This is a genomic window from Mycolicibacterium alvei (assembly GCF_010727325.1).
Classification (GTDB): domain Bacteria; phylum Actinomycetota; class Actinomycetes; order Mycobacteriales; family Mycobacteriaceae; genus Mycobacterium; species Mycobacterium alvei.
On the sequence record NZ_AP022565.1, the window covers coordinates 2,113,525 to 2,132,452 of the forward strand.

Sequence of the window (18,928 nt, forward strand, 5' to 3'; positions counted from 1 at the left end):
CCAGGATCTTCGACGGGGCGGTGGCATGGTGCTGGGCACGGCGGCAAACCCTTTCGTGAGCGGACCCCAACACACTGACCGCGCGTGGGTAGAATATCAACTATGATGAATTATTCGGAACGTCGCGGACGCAGACCCGGCAAGCAGGACACTCGGACCCAGATCCTCGAGGTGGCCCGCCGTCGTTTTCTGGAGGGCGGGTATCAGGCCGTCACCCTGCGATCGGTCGCCGCCGAGGCGGGTGTTGACATTGCCCTGATCAGCTACTACTTCGGCGCCAAGAGGGGCCTGATCAGTGAAGCCCTCGCCTTGTCGGCTAACCCCGCCGATGTCCTCGACCGCGCTGCTGCCGAGGCCGACCCCGCCACATTTCCGCAGCGTGCCCTTCGAGGATTGCTTGCGCTGTGGGAAGAGTCCGAAAGCGGCGCACCGCTTCGCGCGTTGGTAGCCGGGGCCGCCCACGACGCGGCGCTGGCAAGTCTGGTGAAGGAGATGGTGGAACGGGAAATGATCGACAAGCTTGCAGCCCAGATAGGCGGAGCGGACGCTCGCAGACGTGCCGCCGCATTCTGTGGACAGATCGCGGGCCTAATCGTGACGCGCTACCTCCTGCATCTCGAACCGGTCTACTCGATGACACATGATGAAATAATCCGGCTATACACCCCGCTGCTGCACCTCGCGTTGAGGCCGCCCACTGCGGCGTACGCCGGCGTGCGCTGAGCACCGCGCGGTAGCCTGCGCCGAGGGCCGACGACCGGGGGGCCCGGCGGAGTGCCGATCGCGATCGACCTAGGTCGTGTCTGTTAATTGCGGACTCGGTGGAAGGTGATGATCGCGGCCAGGGTGACTCCGCCGAGGTATGAAAGGGCGTACTTGTCGTAGCGGGTGGCGATGGCTCGCCAGTGTTTGATGCGGTTGAAGCACCGCTCGATGGTGTTGCGATGCTTGTAGATTCGCCCGGCGAATGCTGGTGGCCGTCCGCCTTTGCTGCCCTTGGCTTTGCGGCGTTCGATCTGATCACTGCGTTCGGGGATGGTGTGCGCGATCTTCAGCTGGCGTAGCCGCGCCCGGGTCGAGTCGTGCGAATAGGCCTTGTCGGCCAGCAGGCGGAACGTGTTGATATCGGTGTCGGCAAGCAGGTCCAGCAGTGGCCATAGCATCGGATTGTCGCCGGCCTGGCCAGCCGACAGCACCATGGCGACCGGACTGCATCGTTGGTCGGCCAGCGCATGGATCTTGGTGGTCAACCCGCCCCGGGAACGTCCAATGGCGTGGTCGTCAGGCTCGTCGGGGTACTTCTTGTAATTCGATAGATCCCCCTGTGTGCCGCCCCGGGCGTGCACCAGCAGCATGCTGATGCACACGTACGCTGGTCGAATCCACCGACAGCAGCAGTTCGGCCAGATCAGCGTCGGTGTCATCAATATCGTTAGCGATCGCTGCGAAGATCCGTGTGTAGGTCCCATCGGTGGACCAGCGCAGATGTCGTTCGGCTACCGACTGCCAGGCACCGAACTGCTCGGGTAGATCGCGCCACGGTGATCCGGTGCGGAAACGCCAGATAATGCCTTCCAGCGTCAGGCGATGATCATTCCACGGGCGGCCCCGCCGTCGGGCGGAGGGCAGCTCCGGCTCGATCGCCGACCACAACTCATCAGAAATCACACCTGTACGTATCACCTAAACAGCATCAGTCACAACACTGTTCACATTAAGCAGACACGCCCTAGTCCAGGTCGTCGTGTTTCATCAGCTGGCGCGCAGCCTCGGTGATCGAACCCGACAACGACGGGTACACCGAGAACGTCTGGGCCAGCTCGGCGACCGGGATACCGTTCTGCACGGCCAACGCGATCGGGAGGATCAGCTCGGACGCGATCGGCGCCACCACCACCCCGCCGATGACCACGCCCGTCGCCGGGCGGCAGAAGATCTTGACGAAACCGCGGCGCAGGCTGGACATCTTGGCGCGGGCATTGGTGTTGAGCGGCAGGGTCAGCGTGCGGGCCGGGACGGATCCGTCGTCGATCGCTGCCTGCGGCACCCCGACCGCGGCAATCTCGGGACGGGTGAACACCGACGCCGCGACGGTCCGCAGCCGGATCGGCGCCACCGCCTCGCCCAGGGCGTGATACATCGCGATGCGTCCCTGCATGGCCGCCACCGAGGCCAGCGGCAGCAGACCGGTGCAGTCGCCCGCCGCGTAGATACCGGACACCGACGTCCGCGACACCCGGTCGACGGTCAGGTAGTTGCCCGGCCCGAGTTCGATGCCGACGCGCTCCAGGCCCAGTCCACCGGTATTGGGGACCGAGCCGACCGTCATCAGCGCATGGCTGCCCTCGACGATGCGACCGTCGGCCATGGTGACGCGGATCCCGGCCTCAGAGCCGGAGCCGGTGCGGGTGACCGACTCCGCGCGGGCGTTCTTGACCAGCGTGACACCGCGTTCGGAGAACACCTCCTCCAGCACGGCGGCGGCGTCGGAATCCTCGTGGGGCAGGATCTGATCGCGACTGGCCACGACCGTCACGGTCACGCCGAGTTCGGTGTAGGCGTTGACGAACTCGGCGCCGGTGACGCCCGAACCCACCACCACGAGATGCTCGGGCAGCGCTTCGAGGTCATACAGCTGGCGCCAGTTGAGGATGCGGTCGCCATCGGGTGCGGCGCCGGGAAGCACCCGCGGGCTGGCTCCGGTGGCGATCAACACCACATCAGCGGTGAGCTGGCTGACTTCGCCACCCGGGCCGGTGACCTTGACGCGGTGCTGGGCCATGCCGGGGATGTCGTCGGTCAGCTCGCCGCGGCCCGCGATCAACTCGATGCCCTCGTCGCGCAGCCGCTCGGCGATGTCGTCGGACTGCGCCGTCGCCAGGACCTTCACCCGCTCGTTGATCTGCGGCAACGAGATCTTGGACTGCTCGAAATCCAGCGAATATCCCAGGTTGGGAGCACGGCGCAGCTCGGTGCGCACGCCGGTGGAGGCGATGAACGTCTTGGACGGCACACAATCCCACAGCACGCACGCACCGCCGATGCCGTCACTGTCCACGACGGTGACCTGCGCGACCTCCGGGCCGCGAGCGGCCGCGACGAGCGCCGCCTCATATCCGGCGGGTCCACCGCCGATGATCACGATGCGGGTAGCCACCGCACCAACCTAACGAACTTCGCCGATTAAGCTGTCTTACCGTGCCGCTTTACGCCGCCTACGGGTCGAACATGCATCCCGAGCAGATGCTCGAGCGGGCTCCGCACTCCCCGATGGCCGGAACCGGGTGGTTGCATGGCTGGCGGTTGACGTTCGGCGGTGAGGACATCGGCTGGGAAGGCGCGCTGGCCACCGTCGTCGAGGACCCGCTGTCAAAGGTTTTCGTCGTGCTCTACGACATGACATCAGGCGATGAACAGAGCCTGGACCACTGGGAGGGTTCCGAACTCGGGTTCCACAAGAAGATCCGCTGCCGGGTGGAGCGGTTGTCGTCGGACACCAACACCGACCCGGTGCTGGCCTGGCTGTATGTGGTCGACGCCTGGGAGGGCGGCCTGCCCTCGGCCCGTTATCTCGGGGTGATGGCCGATGCCGCGGAGATCGCGGGGGCACCGGAGACCTACGTGCACCATCTGCGCACCCGTCCCGCCCGCAATATCGGCCCCTGACCCTTTTCACCGCGAGCAAAGGGAAGCTACCCAGCGGCCTCGACGATGTTGACCATGGTGCGCACGCCGACGCCCAACGCACGCTCGTCGATGTCGAACGTGGGCTGATGCAGATCAAGTTGCGGCCCTTGCCCGCTCCACACGCCGAGCCGGCCCATGGCGCCGGGCACGTCTTCGAGATACCAGGAGAAGTCCTCGCCGCCGCCGGACTGATGCGTGTCGGCGAGCACGTCCGGACCGATGGCCTCGATGGCGTGGGTGAGAATGCGCGTGGATACCTCTTCGTTGACCACCGGCGGCACGCCGCGCCGGTAGTTGAGGCTGTGCGAGACGTTGAGCGGCGCGAGCAGCGCGGTAACCGCCTCTTCCACAATCGATTCCAGCGTCAGCCAGGTATCGCGACTTGCGGTGCGGATCGTCCCGGCCAAGGTGCCGATCTGCGGGATCGCGTTGGCGGCCACGCCGGCATTGACCGCACCCCACACCATCACGGTGTCGTGGCGGGGATCGATGCGACGGGACAGCACGCCGGGCAACCCCGTGATCAGGGTCCCGAGCCCGTAGACCAGGTCACCGGTCAGGTGTGGCCGGGAGGTGTGCCCGCCCGGCGAGTGCAGGGTGATCTCGATGGAATCAGCCGCGGAGGTGATCGGTCCGGGCTTGGTGGCCACCTGGCCCACGGCCAGCCGGGGATCGCAGTGCAGCGCGAAAATCCGGCTCACCCCGGTCAGCACGCCCGCATTGATCGCGTCGATCGCGCCGCCCGGCATCAGTTCCTCGGCCGCCTGGAACAGCAACCGGACCCCGACCGGCAACTCCGGCACCGAGGTCAGAGCCATCGCTGCGCCCAGCAGCACCGCGGTGTGCGCATCGTGCCCGCACGCATGCGCGACGTTGGGCACCGTCGACGCATAGGGCGCGCCGGTCCGGTCGGCCATCGGCAAGGCGTCCATGTCCGCACGCAGCGCGATCCGTGGACGATCCTCCGGCCCGAAGTCACACGTCAATCCGGTGCCACCGGGCAACACTTTGGGGTTCAGCCCGGCCTCGGCCAGGTGGCGGGCCACGAACTCGGTGGTGGCGAACTCCTGACGGCCCAGTTCCGGATGGGCATGCAGATGACGCCGCCACGACACCATCTCGTCGTAGTTGAGCGACAACCAGCGGGCAGCCGCGTGCTGCAGCACACTCATGATGCCCGCCTCCGCTGCAGTGCCTCCAGCACCCGGTCCCGCTGCGCAGGCGTCTCTGCCAGCTGAACCACACTGCGGGCCAACATGATTGCACCTTCCAGCACGGCAGCATCCGCGCCCGGACCCGCCGCTGCGGCGGTGAAGGCCGGTTGGTGGATCGTCGCGCCACCCGAGTCGATGCCGATCACCGGATGAATGCCGGGCATCACCTGGCTGATGTTGCCCATGTCGGTACTGCCCAGTGGCACACTTGCCTCCACGTTCTCCGGCAGCGGGTTACGGCCCAGGCGCAGCATCTCGGCGCGGATGGTCTGCGAGAGCCAGGGATCGGGCACCATCTCGGCGTACGGCGGGGCAATCTCGGTGGTCTGGTGCTCACACCCCGTCGCCAGCGCTCCGGCCGAAAAACAGCCGGCCATCCGGCCCTCAAGCTCGCGCAGCGCCGCCATGTCGGTGGCCCGCATGGTGTAGCGCATCTCGGCCCGGCCGGGGATGACGTTGGCGGCCTGCCCGCCGTGGGTGACGATGCCGTGGACCATCTGCCCCGGCATGAGCTGCTGGCGCAGCAGGCCGATGGCGACCTGCGCGACGGTGACCGCGTCGCCGGCATTGACGCCCAGATAGGGCGCCACGGCGGCGTGCGATTCCCGGCCGGTGTAGTTCACGGTCACCTCGGAAAGCGCCAGCGAGCGGGCGGCGGCGATGTCCACCGGTCCGGGATGCAGCATGACCGTCGCGGCGATGTCGTCGAACACACCGGCGTCGAGCAGCAAGATCTTTCCGCCACCGAGTTCCTCGGCCGGGGTACCGATGAGCACAACGGTCAGGCCCAGTTCGTCGGCGACGTCGGCAAGAGCCAGCGCGGTGCCGACGGCCGAGGCCGCGATGATGTTGTGCCCGCAGGCGTGCCCGATGTCGGGCAGCGCGTCGTACTCCGCGCAGATCCCGATGACGAGCGGGCCGTTGCCGTAGGAGGCCCGGAATGCGGTGTCCAGCCCGCCGGCAGCCGGGGTGATCTCGAATCCGTACTCGGCCACCAGCGCCTGCGTCTTGGCGCAGCTGGCATGCTCGGCGAAGGCCAACTCCGGCTCGGCGTGGATCGAGCGGGAGAGCGCGATGAGGTCGCCACGACGCCGGTTGACGGCTTCCTCGACGCTCAGCGAGGCGGTGGCAGACGGCATCCTCGCAGTATCTCACTGCCCGCTACCGGCGGTTAAGCTCGCCTATCGTGACCGATCCCCAGGCATCCAGCCAGGCAGCCGCCGCCATTGCCGAGCGGACGGGCGTCGAACGCCACGATGTCGCGGTCGTGCTCGGCTCGGGCTGGGCACCCGCGGTGGCCGAGCTGGGCGAGGCGCGGGCCACGGTACCGATGGCCGATCTCCCCGGCTTCACCCCGCCCAGTGCCGCCGGGCACGGCGGCCAGGTGCACTCGGTGCGCATCGGGGATCACCAGGTGTTGGTGCTGGCCGGGCGCATCCATGCCTATGAGGGCCACGACCTGCAACATGTGGTGCATCCGGTCCGGACCGCGGCGGCCGCCGGTGTGTCCACCGTGGTGCTCACCAATGCCGCAGGCGGACTGCGCGCCGAGTATCAGGTGGGTCAGCCGGTGCTGATCAGTGATCACCTCAATCTCACGGCACGGTCTCCGCTGGTCGGCGCGCAGTTTGTCGATCTGGTCGACGCCTACTCCCCCACCCTGCGGGCGCTGGCCCGCGAGATCGAGCCGTCCCTGGCCGAGGGCGTCTACGCCGGGCTGCCCGGACCGCACTACGAGACCCCGGCCGAGATCAGGATGCTGCGCACCCTGGGCGCCGACCTGGTCGGCATGTCGACGGTGCACGAGACGATCGCCGCCCGGGCCGCGGGTCTGCAGGTGCTGGGCATCTCGATGGTGACCAACCTGGCCGCGGGAATGACGGGTGAGCCGCTCAGCCACGCCGAGGTGCTCGAGGCCGGGCGTCGGTCCGCGACCCGGATGGGTTCCCTGTTGGCATCGGTGATCGCGCGGCTCTGACCCGCCATGCCCGAGAACCGGGCACACTTGGGTCATGACCTCCATCGGGACCGATGCCGCCGATTGGATCGCACATGACCCCGACCCACACACCGCAGCCGAACTGGCCGCGTGCAGTCCCGAAGAGCTCGACCGCCGCTTCAGCCATCCGCTGACCTTCGGCACGGCCGGTCTACGCGGCCCGCTGCGGGGCGGGCCCGACGCGATGAACCTGGCCGTCGTCGTCCGCACCACCTGGGCGCTGGCCCAGGTGCTCAAGGACAGAGGCCTGGGCGGGTCGCACGTGGTGGTGGGCCGCGATGCGCGGCACCGCTCCGACGAGTTCGCCCTGGCGGCCGCCGAAGTCCTTGCTGCCGAAGGCTTCCAGGTTGTTCTCATGATGGCCGCGGTCCCGACGCCGGTGGTCGCCTATACGGTTCGGCACCTACCTGCCGTGGCCGGTATCCAGATCACCGCATCGCACAATCCGCCGACGGACAACGGCTACAAGGTGTTTCTCGACGGTGGCATGCAGATCATCTCCCCCGCCGACCGGGAGATCGAGGCCGCGGCGGCCCGGGCGCCGCATGCCGACGAAATCCCCAGGGCCGCAGTGGAGACCGGTGGGCGCCAGCAGATATACGGTTACCTGGAGCGGGCCGCCCGGGTACGTCGCAGCACCGGCTCGGTGCGGGTGGCGCTGACCCCGCTGCACGGGGTCGGCGGCGAGTACGCCCTTGATGCCCTGGCCCTGGCCGGATTCGACGACGTGCACGTGGTCGAGGAACAGTTCAACCCCGACCCGAACTTCCCCACGGTCAGCTTCCCCAATCCCGAGGAGCCGGGTGCGGTCGACCTGCTGCTGGCCCTGGCCGACGACGTCGACGCCGAGATCGCGATCGCCCTGGACCCCGATGCCGACCGGTGCGCCGTCGGGGTGCCCGGACCGGATGGCTGGCAGATGCTCACCGGTGACGAAACCGGCTGGCTGCTGGGCGATTACATCCTGTCTCAGCTCGAACCCGGCCCGGTCAGCGAGGCCGCCCTGGTAGCCAGTACCGTGGTGTCCTCGCGGATGCTGGCCGCCATCGCGGCGGCGCACGGCGCCCAGCACGCCGAAACCCTCACCGGATTCAAGTGGCTGGCCCGCGCCGAGTCCCCCGGCAACACCCTGGTCTACGCCTACGAGGAGGCGATCGGGCATTGCGCCGACCCGGCCTCGGTCCGCGACAAGGACGGCATCACCGCCGCGATCCTGGCCGCCGACCTGACTGCGGCGCTGCGCGATCAGGGCCGCACCCTGCTAGATGCCCTCGATGCCCTGGCCACGGTGCACGGCGTGCACGTGACGGGGGCGGTCACCCGCCTCGTCGACGACGCCGGTGCCGCCATGACCCGGCTACGCGAGGCCCTACCGACAGAACTGGGCGGCATCGCGGTGAACGCCGAGGATCTGCTGGATCGGCGGGGACAGCAACGAACCGATGCGCTGATCTTCACCGGCGACGACGCCGGGACCTCCGTTCGGGTGGTGGTGCGCCCGTCGGGAACCGAACCGAAACTCAAGTCCTACACCGAGGTTCGTTGTGCGCCGACCGACGATCTGGATACGGCGCGGGCCCACGCCCAGAAGGTGAGCCAGAACCTCGCCGACGCCGCTTCCCGCTGGTAGTGCCTCAGCGCGGGCCGAACTGACGGTCCCCGGCATCACCGAGACCCGGGACGATGTAGGCGATCTCGTTGAGGCCCTCGTCGATGGTCGCGGTGATCAACCGCATATCGGGGGCGACCTTCTCGATCGCGGCGATCCCCTGTGGCGCGCACACCACACACACCGCGGTGATGTCGTCGGCATTGCGGTCCTGCAACAGGGTGATGGTGTGGGCCATCGACCCGCCGGTCGCCAGCATCGGGTCGAGCACGAAAACCGACCGTGCACTCAGATCGTCGGGCAACGACGCCAGGTAGGGCGTCGGCTGGTGCGTCGTCTCGTCGCGCGCCATCCCGACGAAGCCGACCTGCGCCTCCGGGATCAGGGCATGCGCCTGGTCCACCATCCCGAGCCCGGCCCGCAACACCGGCACCAATAGCGGCGGGTTGGCCAACCGCGACCCGGTGGTATCGGTCACCGGTGTGCGCACCGTGATCTGTTCGCAGGCCGCGTCACGGGTCGCCTCGTACACCAGCATCATCGTCAGATCGCGCAGCGCGGCACGGAACCCTGCGTTGTCGGTCCGCTCGTCTCGCAGGGTGGTCAGCCGAGCGGCGGCCAGGGGGTGGTCGACGACGCGGACATCCATGCGCTGACCTTAATGGTCGGCGCCGCCCCCACGCAGGTCTATCCGGTGTCCACGCCACGGACCACGGATTCTCAAGGGTCCGCTACGCGGTGTCGCGGATCAGGCTGAGGTGACGTTCGTCCTTGTCCCCGACCCCGGAGTTCTGATCATGCCGACAGCCGCAGCCGCCCCGCCGACCGATGCTGTGCTGGCGGTGCGGTTCGTGCACGAGGCGATGCCGTTCCACCCGGTTCTGCTGCGTACCGCGCGCCGGCTGACGCACAGCCAGGCCGATGCCGAGGATCTCGTGCAGGACACCCTGATGAACGCCTACACCGGTTTCCATCGGTTCGAACCGGGCACCAACCTGCGGGCCTGGCTGTTCCGCATCTTGCACAACCGGTGGATCAGCACGCATCGGATGAAACAGCGCCGTCCCGACACGTTTGCGGTCCCAGAGTTCACCGACTGCGACATGTTCGGCAGCGCAGGCCATTCCGTGACCGCGGAGCGCTCCGCCGAGGAGTGTGCGCTCGACCTGTTCTGCGACGACCGGATCCGCGATGCGGTGCTGATGCTGCCCGAGGGCTTCCGAACGGTGTTGTACTACGCCGACATCGAGGGCTTCACGTATGCCGAAACCGCCGCGCGCATGGAAATCCCCCTGGGAACCGTCATGTCACGCATCGCGCGGAGCCGCGAACGCCTGCGGGCCGCGTTGACCAACATCGCCTGACGAACAACGAGAGGACACAATGAAATCCGAATCGACAGAACTCGACGGATACCGCGCGCTGGTCACCGGGGGCACCGCGGGTATTGGCCTGGCCTGCGCCGACCTGCTGGCCCGGGCGGGCGCGGCAGTGACCGTCACCGGAAGAGATGAACAACGCGGACGGGACGCCGCAACCGCACTCGGTCGCGACGTCCGGTTCGTCAGCGCCGACCTCGCCGACCTGGATTCGGTGCGATCTCTCGCGCAACACTGCGATCAGCTCGACATCCTGGTCAACAATGCGGCCGCGTTTCCCGGTGCGCTCACCGTCGACCAGGACGTCGCCTCCTTCGAGCAGACTTTCGACACCAATGTGCGAGGCACGTATTTCCTGGTGGCCCAACTGGTCGGCGGCATGCTCGAACGCGGGCGCGGCAGCATCGTCAACGTCACCTCGATGGTGGCGTCGAAAGGGGTGCCCGGCGCCTCGACCTACAGCGCGTCCAAGGCCGCCGTCGAATCGCTGACCCGCACCTGGGCTGCCGAATTCGGTTCCGGCGGGGTACGAGTCAACAGTGTGGCGCCGGGGCCCACCCGGACCGAAGGCGTCGAAGCCCAATGGGGCGACACCAACGAGGAACTCGGCCGTGCCCTGCCACTCGGCCGCACGGCCACGCCTGAGGAGATCGCCCACGCGGTGCTGTTCCTGTGTTCACCGCGGGCGGCATTCATCACCGGTTCGACGTTGCACGCCGACGGCGGCGGTACCGCCATCTGAACGGGACGGCAGTCGAGGGAACCGATCGGGAACCGCCGACGTCCTAATCCCATGACCGCCGACACCCTGCGCGCCGACAGCGCTGCCATCGACACCCTCGGCCGCGCCTTCGACGCACATGCCGCCGATCTGAGCGCTGTGGCCGCAACCCTGCGGTCGATGCCCTCACCGGGAGTCGCCCTGGGTCCGATCGGCGAACGGTTCGTGACCGCGTTCACCGAGTCCGTCGGCACGCACTGCGGTGCGGTCGCCGCTCTCGGAGCCCGAATCGGCGCCGGTGCCGTCAGCGCGGGTGTCACCGCCGCCGGCTACGACGTGGCCGGTCAACGGGCCGCTCGGCTGCTGCCGCGGGTGTAGCCGTGCCCGCCTCCGCCATCACCCTCGCCGCGCCGCTGTATGAGCTGCGGGATCTGGTGGGCAGCGGTTGGCCTGCGCGCGACCCGGTCGCGACGGTGCTGGACGAGGCGCATACCGCGCTGTCGGATATCGCTACGGGTCTCGGACGATCGTGGGACCGGGCCGCGGCCGACTGGTCCGGTACCGCCGCGACTGCGGCGGCGGACTTCACCGCAGCCACCGCCGCGGAAGTGGCCGGCCTGGCCGACCGGGCACAGGCGCTGAGCGCCGCGGCCGGGCAGGCGGGCTCGGCCGTGGCCGAGGCGAGGTCTCGGCTACAGGCGATCATCGACCGCTTCGAGGAACGCGCTGCGGCACTGGCTCCCCATCTGGACGAGCCGGGGGTGGCCCGGGAGTTGAACGCCCAGGCGCAACGCGCGATTGCCGAGGCCTCGGCCGTCGTCGAGGAACTACGCGCCGACCTGGACCGTCAGGCCGGTGCGGTCACCGCTGCTGCCACCGCCCCGGCCGCCGGTTTACCGCCGGCGGCCGGGATGCAGCCGAGCGTGGCGGGGTTCTCGGCGGGCTCGGGCGGCCTCCCGCCGGCCTCGTCGGGGTTGTCCGGTGGCGCACCGCTGAGCGGTTGGAGTGGCGGCGCGGACCTCCCGACCGCATCGGGCTCGGATCGCTCCGAGGCCGCAGTCGGGTTGAGCGACCCCGGTATGTTCGGCGAGGGGGTGGCGGTGCGGTTGCCCGACGGCAGCACGGCAACGGCGCCCAATGGTGTGGCGGCCAGCGCGGTACGGCACGCGTTGACCCAGTTGGGGGTGCCCTACCGGTGGGGCGGCACCACACCGGGCGTGGGCCTGGACTGCAGCGGGTTGACCCAATGGGCCTATCACGAAGCCGGACTGGATATTCCGCGGCTGGCGCAGGAGCAGGACATCGGCAAAGCGGTCTCGGCGGGGACGCTGCGCCCGGGTGACCTGGCGGTATGGGACGGCCATGTCGCCATGATCGTCGGCGAGAACACGATGATCGAGGCAGGTGACCCGGTGAAACTGTCGCCCATCCGAACGACGAATGCCGGTCAGGGCTTTCAGGGTTTCTGGCGGCCCACGGTGTGATCGGCCCCCGAACCGGAGACAACCTGACTGGCGTCGGAAGCGCCCCACTAGGCTGTGCCGCATGGCTGCTGACATCGTCCCGATTCGGCTCGGGCTGACCAAGGGCGACCTCTACACACTCTGGGCTCCGCGGTGGCGGGATGCCGGTGACGAGTGGGAGGCTTTCCTCGGCGAGGGCGACGCCCTGTTCGCCTTCGAATCGGTCGCTGACCTCGCGGCATTTGTCCGCACCAACACCGACAACGATCTGGCCGACCACCCGGCGTGGGAGAAGCTGACCGCGGCCAATGCCCACAAGCTGCAGTCGGCCGACGACCGTGAATACGACATCGTCGGGGTGCCGGAGCTGGTCGCCGACAAGCCGACCGAAGAATCCGTCGCGACGGTGCACCGCACCCTGGTCGTGGTGTCCTCGATCGGCTCCGTGTGCGAACTGACGGCCATCAGCAAGTTCTTCAACGGCAACCCCGTGCTCGGCACGCTCGGTGGCGGGATGGACAACTTCACCGGCCGGTCCGGGCGCAAGCGCTGGGCCGAGGTCGAAGCCGTGATCGGGCGAGGTTGGGACGGCGTGCTCGACGCCATCGACGAGATCGTCACCATCCCCGAAGACATCGATGGCGGCGCGGTCAAGAAGGCCGAGTCCGAGCTCGCGGAGCCGGCCCCCGAAGAGGACGAGGACGACCTCACCGTCGACACCGAAGACGGCAGCACCGACAGCGACGACGAGGACGACACCGCGGCGGCCGGACCCGCGCGCAGCGCCGGGGACACGGCTGTCCTGGGCGACGACGAGGACTTCTGGCAGAAGGTCGGTATCGACCCGGTCCGCATCATGACGGGCTCGGGCACGGTCTACACCCTGCGGTGCTACCTCGACGACGATCCGGTCTTCCTCGGCCGCAACGGTCGCATCAGCGTGTTCAGCTCCGAGCGTGCCCTGGCCCGCTACCTGGCCGACGAACACGACCACGACCTGTCGGACCTGACCACCTACGACGACATCCGGACCGCCGCCACCGACGGCTCCCTGCGCGTGGACGTCTCCGATGACAACGTCTACGTCCTGTCCGGCATCTCCGACGACATCGCCGACGGACCCGACGCGGTCGACCACGACCAGCTGGAGTTGGCCGTGGAGTTGCTGCGCGACGTCAGCGACTACTCCGAGGACAAGACGGTCGACGAGACGCTGGCCGAGACCACGGCCCTCGGCAAGTTCGTGAGTTACGTCCTGGGCAACGAGAATGCCCGCGAGCCCAAGGCGCCGTACGCCGAGGCCGTCAAGCAGTGGGAAGCGTTGGAGCGTTTCGTGGAGTCGCGCCTGCGGGCCGAGTAGCTGGATCCCCGGTCAGCTCTTGACGACCTTCGGCACCTGCCAGGTGCCGTTGAGTGCCTCTTCCTTGGGCCAGTACAAGCGCAGGACCACCTGCAGCGGACCGTCCGGTGCGGGCAGCCAGTTCGCCTCCTTCTCCGGGCCCGGCGACTGGTTCTGCACGTAGATCGTGATGCCACCGTCGGGGTCTTTGACCAGGTTCGGCAGCATCGGCGAATTGATCAGATACCGGTTGATCGGGTTGGCCACCAGTAGGCTCTGCGGCATCTTGTACATGGTCGCCGACCAGAACGAGTTGACCGGCGGCAACTGCCCCGGCGCGAACCGCACGGTGTAGTCGTTGTTCCCGGTCAACGGTGCCCCGGCCGAGTCGACGGCCAGCACCGGGTAGATGGCCTCCGCGCTGGAGTTGCCGTAGATGCCGAACACCGCTGCGGCCATCCGGTAGAGGTAGTTGTCCTTCAACGCTTCTCGGGTGCCGAACAGATCAGCCGAGGTCACCTCGCCGGTGTCCATCTTGTCTTTCTTCAGGGTGTTGAACTCGGTCCAGGCGTCGGCCATCCCCTCCTGCACGGCCTGCAGGGTTTCCTGGCTCATCGTGTCGGGGTTGAAATCCCCGTCGGGACCGATGCCGATGGTGGCGAAACGAGCCCGGAGGTCTTTCTCCGAGGGCACTTCCGGTGCGTACTTCAGCAGGAAGTTGAGGATCCCGAAGAACTTGGGCGAGGTCTTCTGCTCGTCGGGGGTCAGCGGCGCGATGAAATCCACCGCAGGAGCGGTCGCCGCGGCCTGCTTGGTGAACGCGGACAGCGGTTCGACGGTGTAACCGGCCTGGATCTTCTTGACGTTGTCGATGTCGTCGGGATCGAACAGTTGGGTGCGGTAGATGACCGATGCGAAATCGGTGTCGGAGCGGATCACGTCGGTGATATCGGCGGGCTTGTCCCCTTTCCACCCCGGGCCGGCCAACAGATACTTGCCGCCGCCGTTACCGGTGGTGCGACTGCCCACGTAGGCGATGTTGTAGGTGTAGCTGTCGATGAACTGCAAGGAGTAGTAGCGGCCCGCCTCGATCGGCGGCACGGTGAGCACCAACGGTTCAGCGCGGAGATCGCCGCCCAACATCGTGTAGGGCGTATCGGAATTGGGCGTCTGGACCGTGGTGTCCTCGGGAGTGAAGACCCGGGCGATGCTGTGCGTCTGGTTCCAGTCGCCCGCGTACTGAGGGTTGGCCTTGTCGATGTAGTAGGCGTGCTGGATGCGGTACGAGTCGACCATCGGGAAGCCGTATATGTAAGCCTCCTTGGCGATCTGGCGCACCGTTTCCGGTGTCGGCGCCCCACCCTGCTCCGCGCTCGGCGGCTGGGCGGACTCGCCACAGCTGACAACCGCGGCAAGCAGTAACGCCGTCAGCCCGTACGTCAGAAACTTCATCCATCACTCCTGTGGCGAGGTCGTGGTCGAGCCGGCTCGATTTCTGCAGCAGCGTCAGCCGACCAGAACCGCATATCGCGGTTTGATCACCTCGTCGATGATCGCGAGGCGTTCATCGAACGGGATGAACGCCGACTTCATCGCATTGATGGTGAAGCGCTCCAGATCACTCCAACCGTAGCCGAAGGCCTCGACCAGGCGCAGCATCTCCTGACTCATGGTGGTGTCGCTCATCAACCGGTTGTCGGTATTGACGGTCACCCGGAACCGCAGCCGCGCCAACCGGTCGAACGGATGCTCGGCGATGCTCGGGGCAGCCCCCGTCTGCACGTTGCTACTAGGGCACATCTCCAGCGGAATTCGCTTGTCCCGCAGGATGGATGCGAGCCGGCCCAGATGTTGGGACCCGTCGTCGAACTCGGTGATGTCGTCGACGATGCGCACCCCGTGACCCAGCCGGTCGGCCCCGCAGAATGCGATGGCCTCGTGGATGGAGGGCAGCCCGAACGCCTCACCGGCGTGAATGGTGAAGCGCGCGTTGTTGCCTCGCATGTATTCGAACGCGTCGAGGTGTCGCGTGGGCGGGTATCCGGCCTCCGCTCCGGCGATGTCGAAACCGACAACACCCTTGTCCCGGAACCGGATTGCCAGCTCGGCGATCTCCCGCGACCGGGCAGCGTGGCGCATAGCGGTGACCAGACAGCGCACGGTGACGGCGCGGCCCTCGGCTGCGGCGGCCTTCTCCCCATCGGCGAAGCCGGCCAACACGGCGTCGACCACGTCGTCGAGCGACAGGCCGCGGTCGATGTGCAGTTCGGGGGCGAACCGGATTTCGGCGTAGACGACGTTGTCGGCGGCCAGATCCTCCACACATTCGTAGGCGACGCGGTGCAGTGCCTCCGGGGTCTGCATCACCCCGACGGTGTGGGCGAAGGGCTCCAGGTAGCGCACCAACGAGCCGCTGTGCGCGGCGGTACGGAAGAAGGTGGCCAACTCGTCGACCTCGGTGGCAGGCAGGTCGTCATAGCCGAGCTGACCGGCCAGATCAAGAACGGTGGCCGGTCGCAGACCACCGTCGAGGTGGTCGTGCAGCAGGGCCTTGGGAGCGTGCTGGATCTTGTCCAGACTCAGCGGCGTACTCATGCCCCCATCATCCCCACGTTCGGCCGGATCGGCCCGCAGATCCGTAGGTGTTCAGCCGCCGTTCGCGCAGAAGGCCCGAGCGTCACAAGCGGTCGATGACCAGCGGCCGCTGAGTGGGTACGGTGTCGCCGACGGTCCAGGCGCCCCCGAGCTCGGCGAGTGCGCCGGGCAGCCGCTCAGGGGTCTCGGTGTACAGGGTGAACAGCGCCTCGCCTGCGGCGACCGGCTCCCCGGGCTTGCGGTGGATCCGCACGCCCGCCCCGAACTGCACCGGTTCGCCCGGCTGGGCGCGGCCGGCTCCCAGCCGCCAGGCCGCCAGCGCCACTCCCATCGCGTCGAGGTCGCCCATGATGCCGCCGTACGGGGCCGTGACGGTTTCTGTGGCGGCCCCGATGGGCAAAGGGCGGGTCAGGTCCCCGCCCTGGGCCGCCACCAGCGCACGGAAGCAATCCATCGCACTGCCGTCCCGCAGCGTCTCATCCGGGTCGGTGCCATCGACGCCGACCGCGTCGAGCATCTCGGTGGCCAGCGCCAACGTCAGTTCGACCACGTCGGACGGCCCGCCACCGGCCAGCACCTCCAGCGATTCGGCGACCTCCACGGAGTTGCCGACGGTCCGGCCCAGCGGGCTGTCCATATCGGTGAGAAGGGCGCGGGTCGGTACCCCGTTGGCGTTGCCGAGGTCGATCATGGTGGCCGCCAGCTCCCGCGACTCGGCCTCGGTCTTGAGGAACGCACCGCGGCCGACCTTGACGTCCAAGACCAGCGATCGCGCCCCCTCGGCCAACTTCTTGCTCATCACCGAACTCGCGATCAGCGGCAGCGACTCGGTGGTGGCGGTGACATCGCGCAGTGCGTAGATCTTGCGGTCGGCCGGCGCCAGATCGCCCGCGGCGAACACCGCCGCGCCGATATCCCGAAGTTGTTGCCGGATCCGGGCTTTCGACAACTCTGCGGTGAATCCCGGGATCGCCTCAAGTTTGTCGAGCGTTCCTCCGGTGTGCCCGAGCCCGCGCCCGGCCGCCTGCGGGACGGCGGCACCACAGGCCATCACGACCGGCAGCAGCGGAATGGTGATCTTGTCCCCCACCCCGCCGGTGGAGTGCTTGTCCACCAGGGCAAGCGGCTTGCCGTCACGACGAAGATCGGTGAAATCGAACCGCTCTCCGGAAACGACCATCGCCGCCGTCCACCGGGTGATCTCGGCCGGCGTCATGCCCTTGAGAAAGATCGCCATCAACAGGGCCGACATCTGCTCGTCGGCGACCCGTCCGTGGGTGTAGCCGTCGATCACCCAGTCGATGGCGGCGTCGGACAGCACCCCGCCGTCACGTTTGGTCCGGATGACGGACGGAGCGTCGAGATGGGACATGCCGGTCAAGCTACTCGCCGGTAACCCGGAGTTGTTGGACCACTTGGCCTTACCTGCGCGTCAGATCATCGGGCCCGAAGGCGTCGGGCAGCAGCTCGTGCAGCGGCCGCGGGCCGTGCCGATGGTCGATGAGCAGCTCGGGCCCGCCGTGTTCGAGCAACACCTGCCGACAGCGCCCACAAGGCATCAGAAGACCCGCGTCCGGGCCCACACACGACAGTGCGACAAGCCTTCCGCCGCCTCCGGAATGCAGGGCGCAGGCCACAGCGCACTCGGCACAGAGACCTAGGCCATATGAGACATTCTCCACATTGCATCCGGTCACGATCCGTCCATCGTCGACCAGAGCGGCAGCACCGACCGGAAAGCCCGAATAGGGCGCATACGCGTGCGCTGACGCCTCGATTGCTCTGCTACGCAGGAGATTCCAGTCGATTTCGATCGTCATTCGACCATGCCCGACACAGGTTCTGAATGCATTCCGAAGCCCCAATTCCCGACCCGCACTTTAAGATAGGTAAGCCTAACTTTGGTTTGGTTGGCGGGCCGATCTGCTCAACCGTAGTTCGTTCGCCACTGCAAATGGGTTTAGAGTCGCCCCGAGGTTTGGGGCTAATTCACTCCGCAGTCCCAGACGTCCCACCGATGGCGTTGGAGGGCCCGATGAGTACGCAAACGGAGGTACCGGCTCCGCAACCCAGGAAATCGCGACGGCGCACCCTTTATCGCGGTGATCCGGGTATGTGGTCCTGGGTACTGCACCGCATTACCGGTGCCACGATCTTCTTCTTCCTGTTCGTCCACGTCCTTGATACCGCGTTGGTCCGGGTGAGCCCGCAGGCCTACAACGAGGTCATCGAGACGTACAAGACACCCATCGTCGGATTGATGGAGATCGGCCTGGTCGCCGCGGTGCTGTTCCACGCACTGAACGGCATCCGCGTCATCCTCATCGACTTCTGGCAGCAGGGTCCCCGCTACCAGCGGCAGATGCTCGCGGTCGCCGTCGGCATCTTTGCCGTGGTCCTCATCGCAGCACTAGGAGTCATCGGTATGCACATGGTGGAGCGGTTCCTGTGAGCGCGCCAGAAGCGGGCGAGTCGCGGCTGGGCCGTCCGGCACCGGTACTGGAACGTGAACACGACCGGCCGGCTGCGCTGGACCACCCCCGTGCGCCCCGTCGTCCCCGCGGCATTCCGTACTTCGAGAAGTACGCCTGGCTGTTCATGCGGTTCTCGGGTCTGGCGCTGGTATTCCTCGCGCTCGGCCACCTCTTCATCATGCTGATGTGGCAGGACGGTGTGTACCGCATCGACTTCAACTACGTCGCACAGCGCTGGGCCTCCCCGTTCTGGCAGATCTGGGACATGGCCCTGCTGTGGCTCGCGATGATCCACGGCGCCAACGGCCTGCGCACCATCATCGGCGACTACGCCCGGAAGAACGTCACGAAGTTCTACCTGAATTCGCTGCTACTGCTGGCGACAGGGTTCACATTGGTTCTGGGCACCTACGTCCTGGTCACCTTCGACCCGAATATTGGGGGCTAA

General features: G+C 67.5%; 19 protein-coding genes and 1 pseudogene. 11 read left to right on the top strand and 9 right to left on the bottom strand.

Going from position 1 to position 18,928, the window contains the following annotated elements:
* Nucleotides 1-102 precede the first annotated feature (102 nt).
* Nucleotides 103-723 (top strand): TetR/AcrR family transcriptional regulator, encoded by a 621-nt coding sequence (locus G6N44_RS10145; RefSeq protein WP_235682990.1) that lies wholly within the window; start codon nt 103-105, stop codon nt 721-723.
* An 83-nt stretch (nt 724-806) separates the two neighbouring features.
* Here the strand turns inward: G6N44_RS10145 and G6N44_RS10150 are convergent.
* Both G6N44_RS10150 and G6N44_RS10155 read right to left on the bottom strand, forming a co-directional pair.
* Nucleotides 807-1,683, bottom strand: a pseudogene (locus G6N44_RS10150) (IS5 family transposase).
* 46 nt (nt 1,684-1,729) lie between these two features.
* Entirely contained in the window at nt 1,730-3,157 is a 1,428-nt protein-coding gene (locus G6N44_RS10155) for an NAD(P)H-quinone dehydrogenase (RefSeq protein ID WP_163663616.1), read from the bottom strand.
* Nucleotides 3,158-3,198: 41 nt separating this feature from the next.
* Between G6N44_RS10155 and G6N44_RS10160 the strand changes: the two genes are divergently transcribed.
* The gene (locus G6N44_RS10160) at nt 3,199-3,666 is read left to right on the top strand and encodes a gamma-glutamylcyclotransferase family protein (RefSeq protein WP_163663618.1); all 468 of its coding nucleotides are present in this window, start codon (nt 3,199-3,201) and stop codon (nt 3,664-3,666) included.
* 26 nt (nt 3,667-3,692) lie between these two features.
* Here G6N44_RS10160 and G6N44_RS10165 read toward each other — a convergent pair whose 3' ends face one another.
* Both G6N44_RS10165 and G6N44_RS10170 read right to left on the bottom strand, forming a co-directional pair.
* Nucleotides 3,693-4,859: a M20 family metallopeptidase gene (locus tag G6N44_RS10165; protein ID WP_163663620.1), complete on the bottom strand. Its 1,167-nt coding sequence runs from the start codon at nt 4,857-4,859 to the stop codon at nt 3,693-3,695.
* A complete protein-coding gene (locus tag G6N44_RS10170; protein ID WP_163663622.1) occupies nt 4,856-6,040 on the bottom strand; it encodes a M20 family metallopeptidase in 1,185 nt (394 codons plus the stop codon). The genes G6N44_RS10165 and G6N44_RS10170 overlap by 4 nt, the downstream gene beginning before the upstream one ends.
* Nucleotides 6,041-6,087: 47 nt before the next feature.
* On the opposite strand from G6N44_RS10170, the gene G6N44_RS10175 reads away from it, so the two are divergent.
* Both G6N44_RS10175 and G6N44_RS10180 read left to right on the top strand, forming a co-directional pair.
* Nucleotides 6,088-6,879 carry a purine-nucleoside phosphorylase gene (locus G6N44_RS10175; RefSeq protein ID WP_163663624.1) on the top strand — a complete coding sequence of 264 codons (792 nt, stop codon included), beginning with the start codon at nt 6,088-6,090 and terminating at the stop codon, nt 6,877-6,879.
* Between the two features lie 34 nt (nt 6,880-6,913).
* Nucleotides 6,914-8,530 carry a phospho-sugar mutase gene (locus G6N44_RS10180; protein WP_163663626.1) on the top strand — a complete coding sequence of 539 codons (1,617 nt, stop codon included), beginning with the start codon at nt 6,914-6,916 and terminating at the stop codon, nt 8,528-8,530.
* Nucleotides 8,531-8,534: 4 nt separating this feature from the next.
* On the opposite strand, the gene upp is transcribed toward G6N44_RS10180, so the two are convergent.
* A complete protein-coding gene (gene upp, locus G6N44_RS10185) occupies nt 8,535-9,158 on the bottom strand; it encodes a uracil phosphoribosyltransferase (protein WP_163663628.1) in 624 nt (207 codons plus the stop codon).
* Nucleotides 9,159-9,306: 148 nt separating this feature from the next.
* Here upp and G6N44_RS10190 point away from each other — a divergent pair, with 148 nt between their 5' ends.
* The 5 genes from G6N44_RS10190 to satS all read left to right on the top strand — a co-directional run bounded on the left by G6N44_RS10190 (nt 9,307) and on the right by satS (nt 13,432).
* Nucleotides 9,307-9,873, top strand: a complete 567-nt coding sequence (locus tag G6N44_RS10190; protein ID WP_163669788.1) for a sigma-70 family RNA polymerase sigma factor — start codon at nt 9,307-9,309, stop codon at nt 9,871-9,873.
* A 19-nt stretch (nt 9,874-9,892) separates the two neighbouring features.
* On the top strand, nt 9,893-10,630 hold the full coding sequence (locus G6N44_RS10195; protein ID WP_163663630.1) for an SDR family NAD(P)-dependent oxidoreductase: 738 nt from the start codon (nt 9,893-9,895) through the stop codon (nt 10,628-10,630).
* Between the two features lie 51 nt (nt 10,631-10,681).
* Nucleotides 10,682-10,987, top strand: coding sequence for a hypothetical protein (locus G6N44_RS10200; RefSeq protein ID WP_235682991.1), 306 nt, complete (start codon nt 10,682-10,684; stop codon nt 10,985-10,987).
* Nucleotides 10,988-10,989: 2 nt separating this feature from the next.
* Nucleotides 10,990-12,093 carry a C40 family peptidase gene (locus tag G6N44_RS10205; protein ID WP_163663632.1) on the top strand — a complete coding sequence of 368 codons (1,104 nt, stop codon included), beginning with the start codon at nt 10,990-10,992 and terminating at the stop codon, nt 12,091-12,093.
* A 61-nt stretch (nt 12,094-12,154) separates the two neighbouring features.
* Nucleotides 12,155-13,432 carry a protein export chaperone SatS gene (gene satS / locus G6N44_RS10210; RefSeq protein WP_163663634.1) on the top strand — a complete coding sequence of 426 codons (1,278 nt, stop codon included), beginning with the start codon at nt 12,155-12,157 and terminating at the stop codon, nt 13,430-13,432.
* A gap of 12 nt (nt 13,433-13,444) precedes the next feature.
* Here satS and G6N44_RS10215 read toward each other — a convergent pair whose 3' ends face one another.
* The 4 genes from G6N44_RS10215 to G6N44_RS10230 form a co-directional block, all read right to left on the bottom strand.
* On the bottom strand, nt 13,445-14,863 hold the full coding sequence (locus G6N44_RS10215) for a DUF1254 domain-containing protein (RefSeq protein WP_163663637.1): 1,419 nt from the start codon (nt 14,861-14,863) through the stop codon (nt 13,445-13,447).
* Between the two features lie 54 nt (nt 14,864-14,917).
* Entirely contained in the window at nt 14,918-16,006 is a 1,089-nt protein-coding gene (locus G6N44_RS10220) for an adenosine deaminase (protein ID WP_163663639.1), read from the bottom strand.
* An 82-nt stretch (nt 16,007-16,088) separates the two neighbouring features.
* A complete protein-coding gene (locus G6N44_RS10225; RefSeq protein ID WP_163663641.1) occupies nt 16,089-17,378 on the bottom strand; it encodes a thymidine phosphorylase in 1,290 nt (429 codons plus the stop codon).
* A 49-nt stretch (nt 17,379-17,427) separates the two neighbouring features.
* Nucleotides 17,428-17,826, bottom strand: a complete 399-nt coding sequence (locus G6N44_RS10230; protein WP_163663643.1) for a cytidine deaminase — start codon at nt 17,824-17,826, stop codon at nt 17,428-17,430.
* 215 nt (nt 17,827-18,041) lie between these two features.
* On the opposite strand from G6N44_RS10230, the gene sdhC reads away from it, so the two are divergent.
* Both sdhC and G6N44_RS10240 read left to right on the top strand, forming a co-directional pair.
* A complete protein-coding gene (gene sdhC / locus G6N44_RS10235) occupies nt 18,042-18,458 on the top strand; it encodes a succinate dehydrogenase, cytochrome b556 subunit (protein ID WP_163663645.1) in 417 nt (138 codons plus the stop codon).
* Nucleotides 18,455-18,928 carry a succinate dehydrogenase hydrophobic membrane anchor subunit gene (locus G6N44_RS10240; RefSeq protein WP_163663647.1) on the top strand — a complete coding sequence of 158 codons (474 nt, stop codon included), beginning with the start codon at nt 18,455-18,457 and terminating at the stop codon, nt 18,926-18,928. Before sdhC ends, G6N44_RS10240 begins: the two co-directional genes overlap by 4 nt.

Excerpts from the sequence above, each read along its gene's own strand:
- G6N44_RS10145 (WP_235682990.1), top strand. The coding sequence starts at position 103 with ATGATGAATTATTCGGAACGTCGCGGACGCAGACCCGGCAAGCAGGAC.
- satS (WP_163663634.1), top strand. The coding sequence starts at position 12,155 with ATGGCTGCTGACATCGTCCCGATTCGGCTCGGGCTGACCAAGGGCGAC.
- G6N44_RS10220 (WP_163663639.1), bottom strand. The coding sequence starts at position 16,006 with ATGAGTACGCCGCTGAGTCTGGACAAGATCCAGCACGCTCCCAAGGCC.
- G6N44_RS10170 (WP_163663622.1), bottom strand. The coding sequence starts at position 6,040 with ATGCCGTCTGCCACCGCCTCGCTGAGCGTCGAGGAAGCCGTCAACCGG.
- G6N44_RS10225 (WP_163663641.1), bottom strand. The coding sequence starts at position 17,378 with ATGTCCCATCTCGACGCTCCGTCCGTCATCCGGACCAAACGTGACGGC.
- upp (WP_163663628.1), bottom strand. The coding sequence starts at position 9,158 with ATGGATGTCCGCGTCGTCGACCACCCCCTGGCCGCCGCTCGGCTGACC.
- G6N44_RS10230 (WP_163663643.1), bottom strand. The coding sequence starts at position 17,826 with ATGACGATCGAAATCGACTGGAATCTCCTGCGTAGCAGAGCAATCGAG.
- G6N44_RS10195 (WP_163663630.1), top strand. The coding sequence starts at position 9,893 with ATGAAATCCGAATCGACAGAACTCGACGGATACCGCGCGCTGGTCACC.
- G6N44_RS10200 (WP_235682991.1), top strand. The coding sequence starts at position 10,682 with ATGACCGCCGACACCCTGCGCGCCGACAGCGCTGCCATCGACACCCTC.
- G6N44_RS10165 (WP_163663620.1), bottom strand. The coding sequence starts at position 4,859 with ATGAGTGTGCTGCAGCACGCGGCTGCCCGCTGGTTGTCGCTCAACTAC.
- G6N44_RS10215 (WP_163663637.1), bottom strand. The coding sequence starts at position 14,863 with ATGAAGTTTCTGACGTACGGGCTGACGGCGTTACTGCTTGCCGCGGTT.
- G6N44_RS10180 (WP_163663626.1), top strand. The coding sequence starts at position 6,914 with ATGACCTCCATCGGGACCGATGCCGCCGATTGGATCGCACATGACCCC.
- G6N44_RS10190 (WP_163669788.1), top strand. The coding sequence starts at position 9,307 with ATGCCGACAGCCGCAGCCGCCCCGCCGACCGATGCTGTGCTGGCGGTG.
- sdhC (WP_163663645.1), top strand. The coding sequence starts at position 18,042 with ATGAGTACGCAAACGGAGGTACCGGCTCCGCAACCCAGGAAATCGCGA.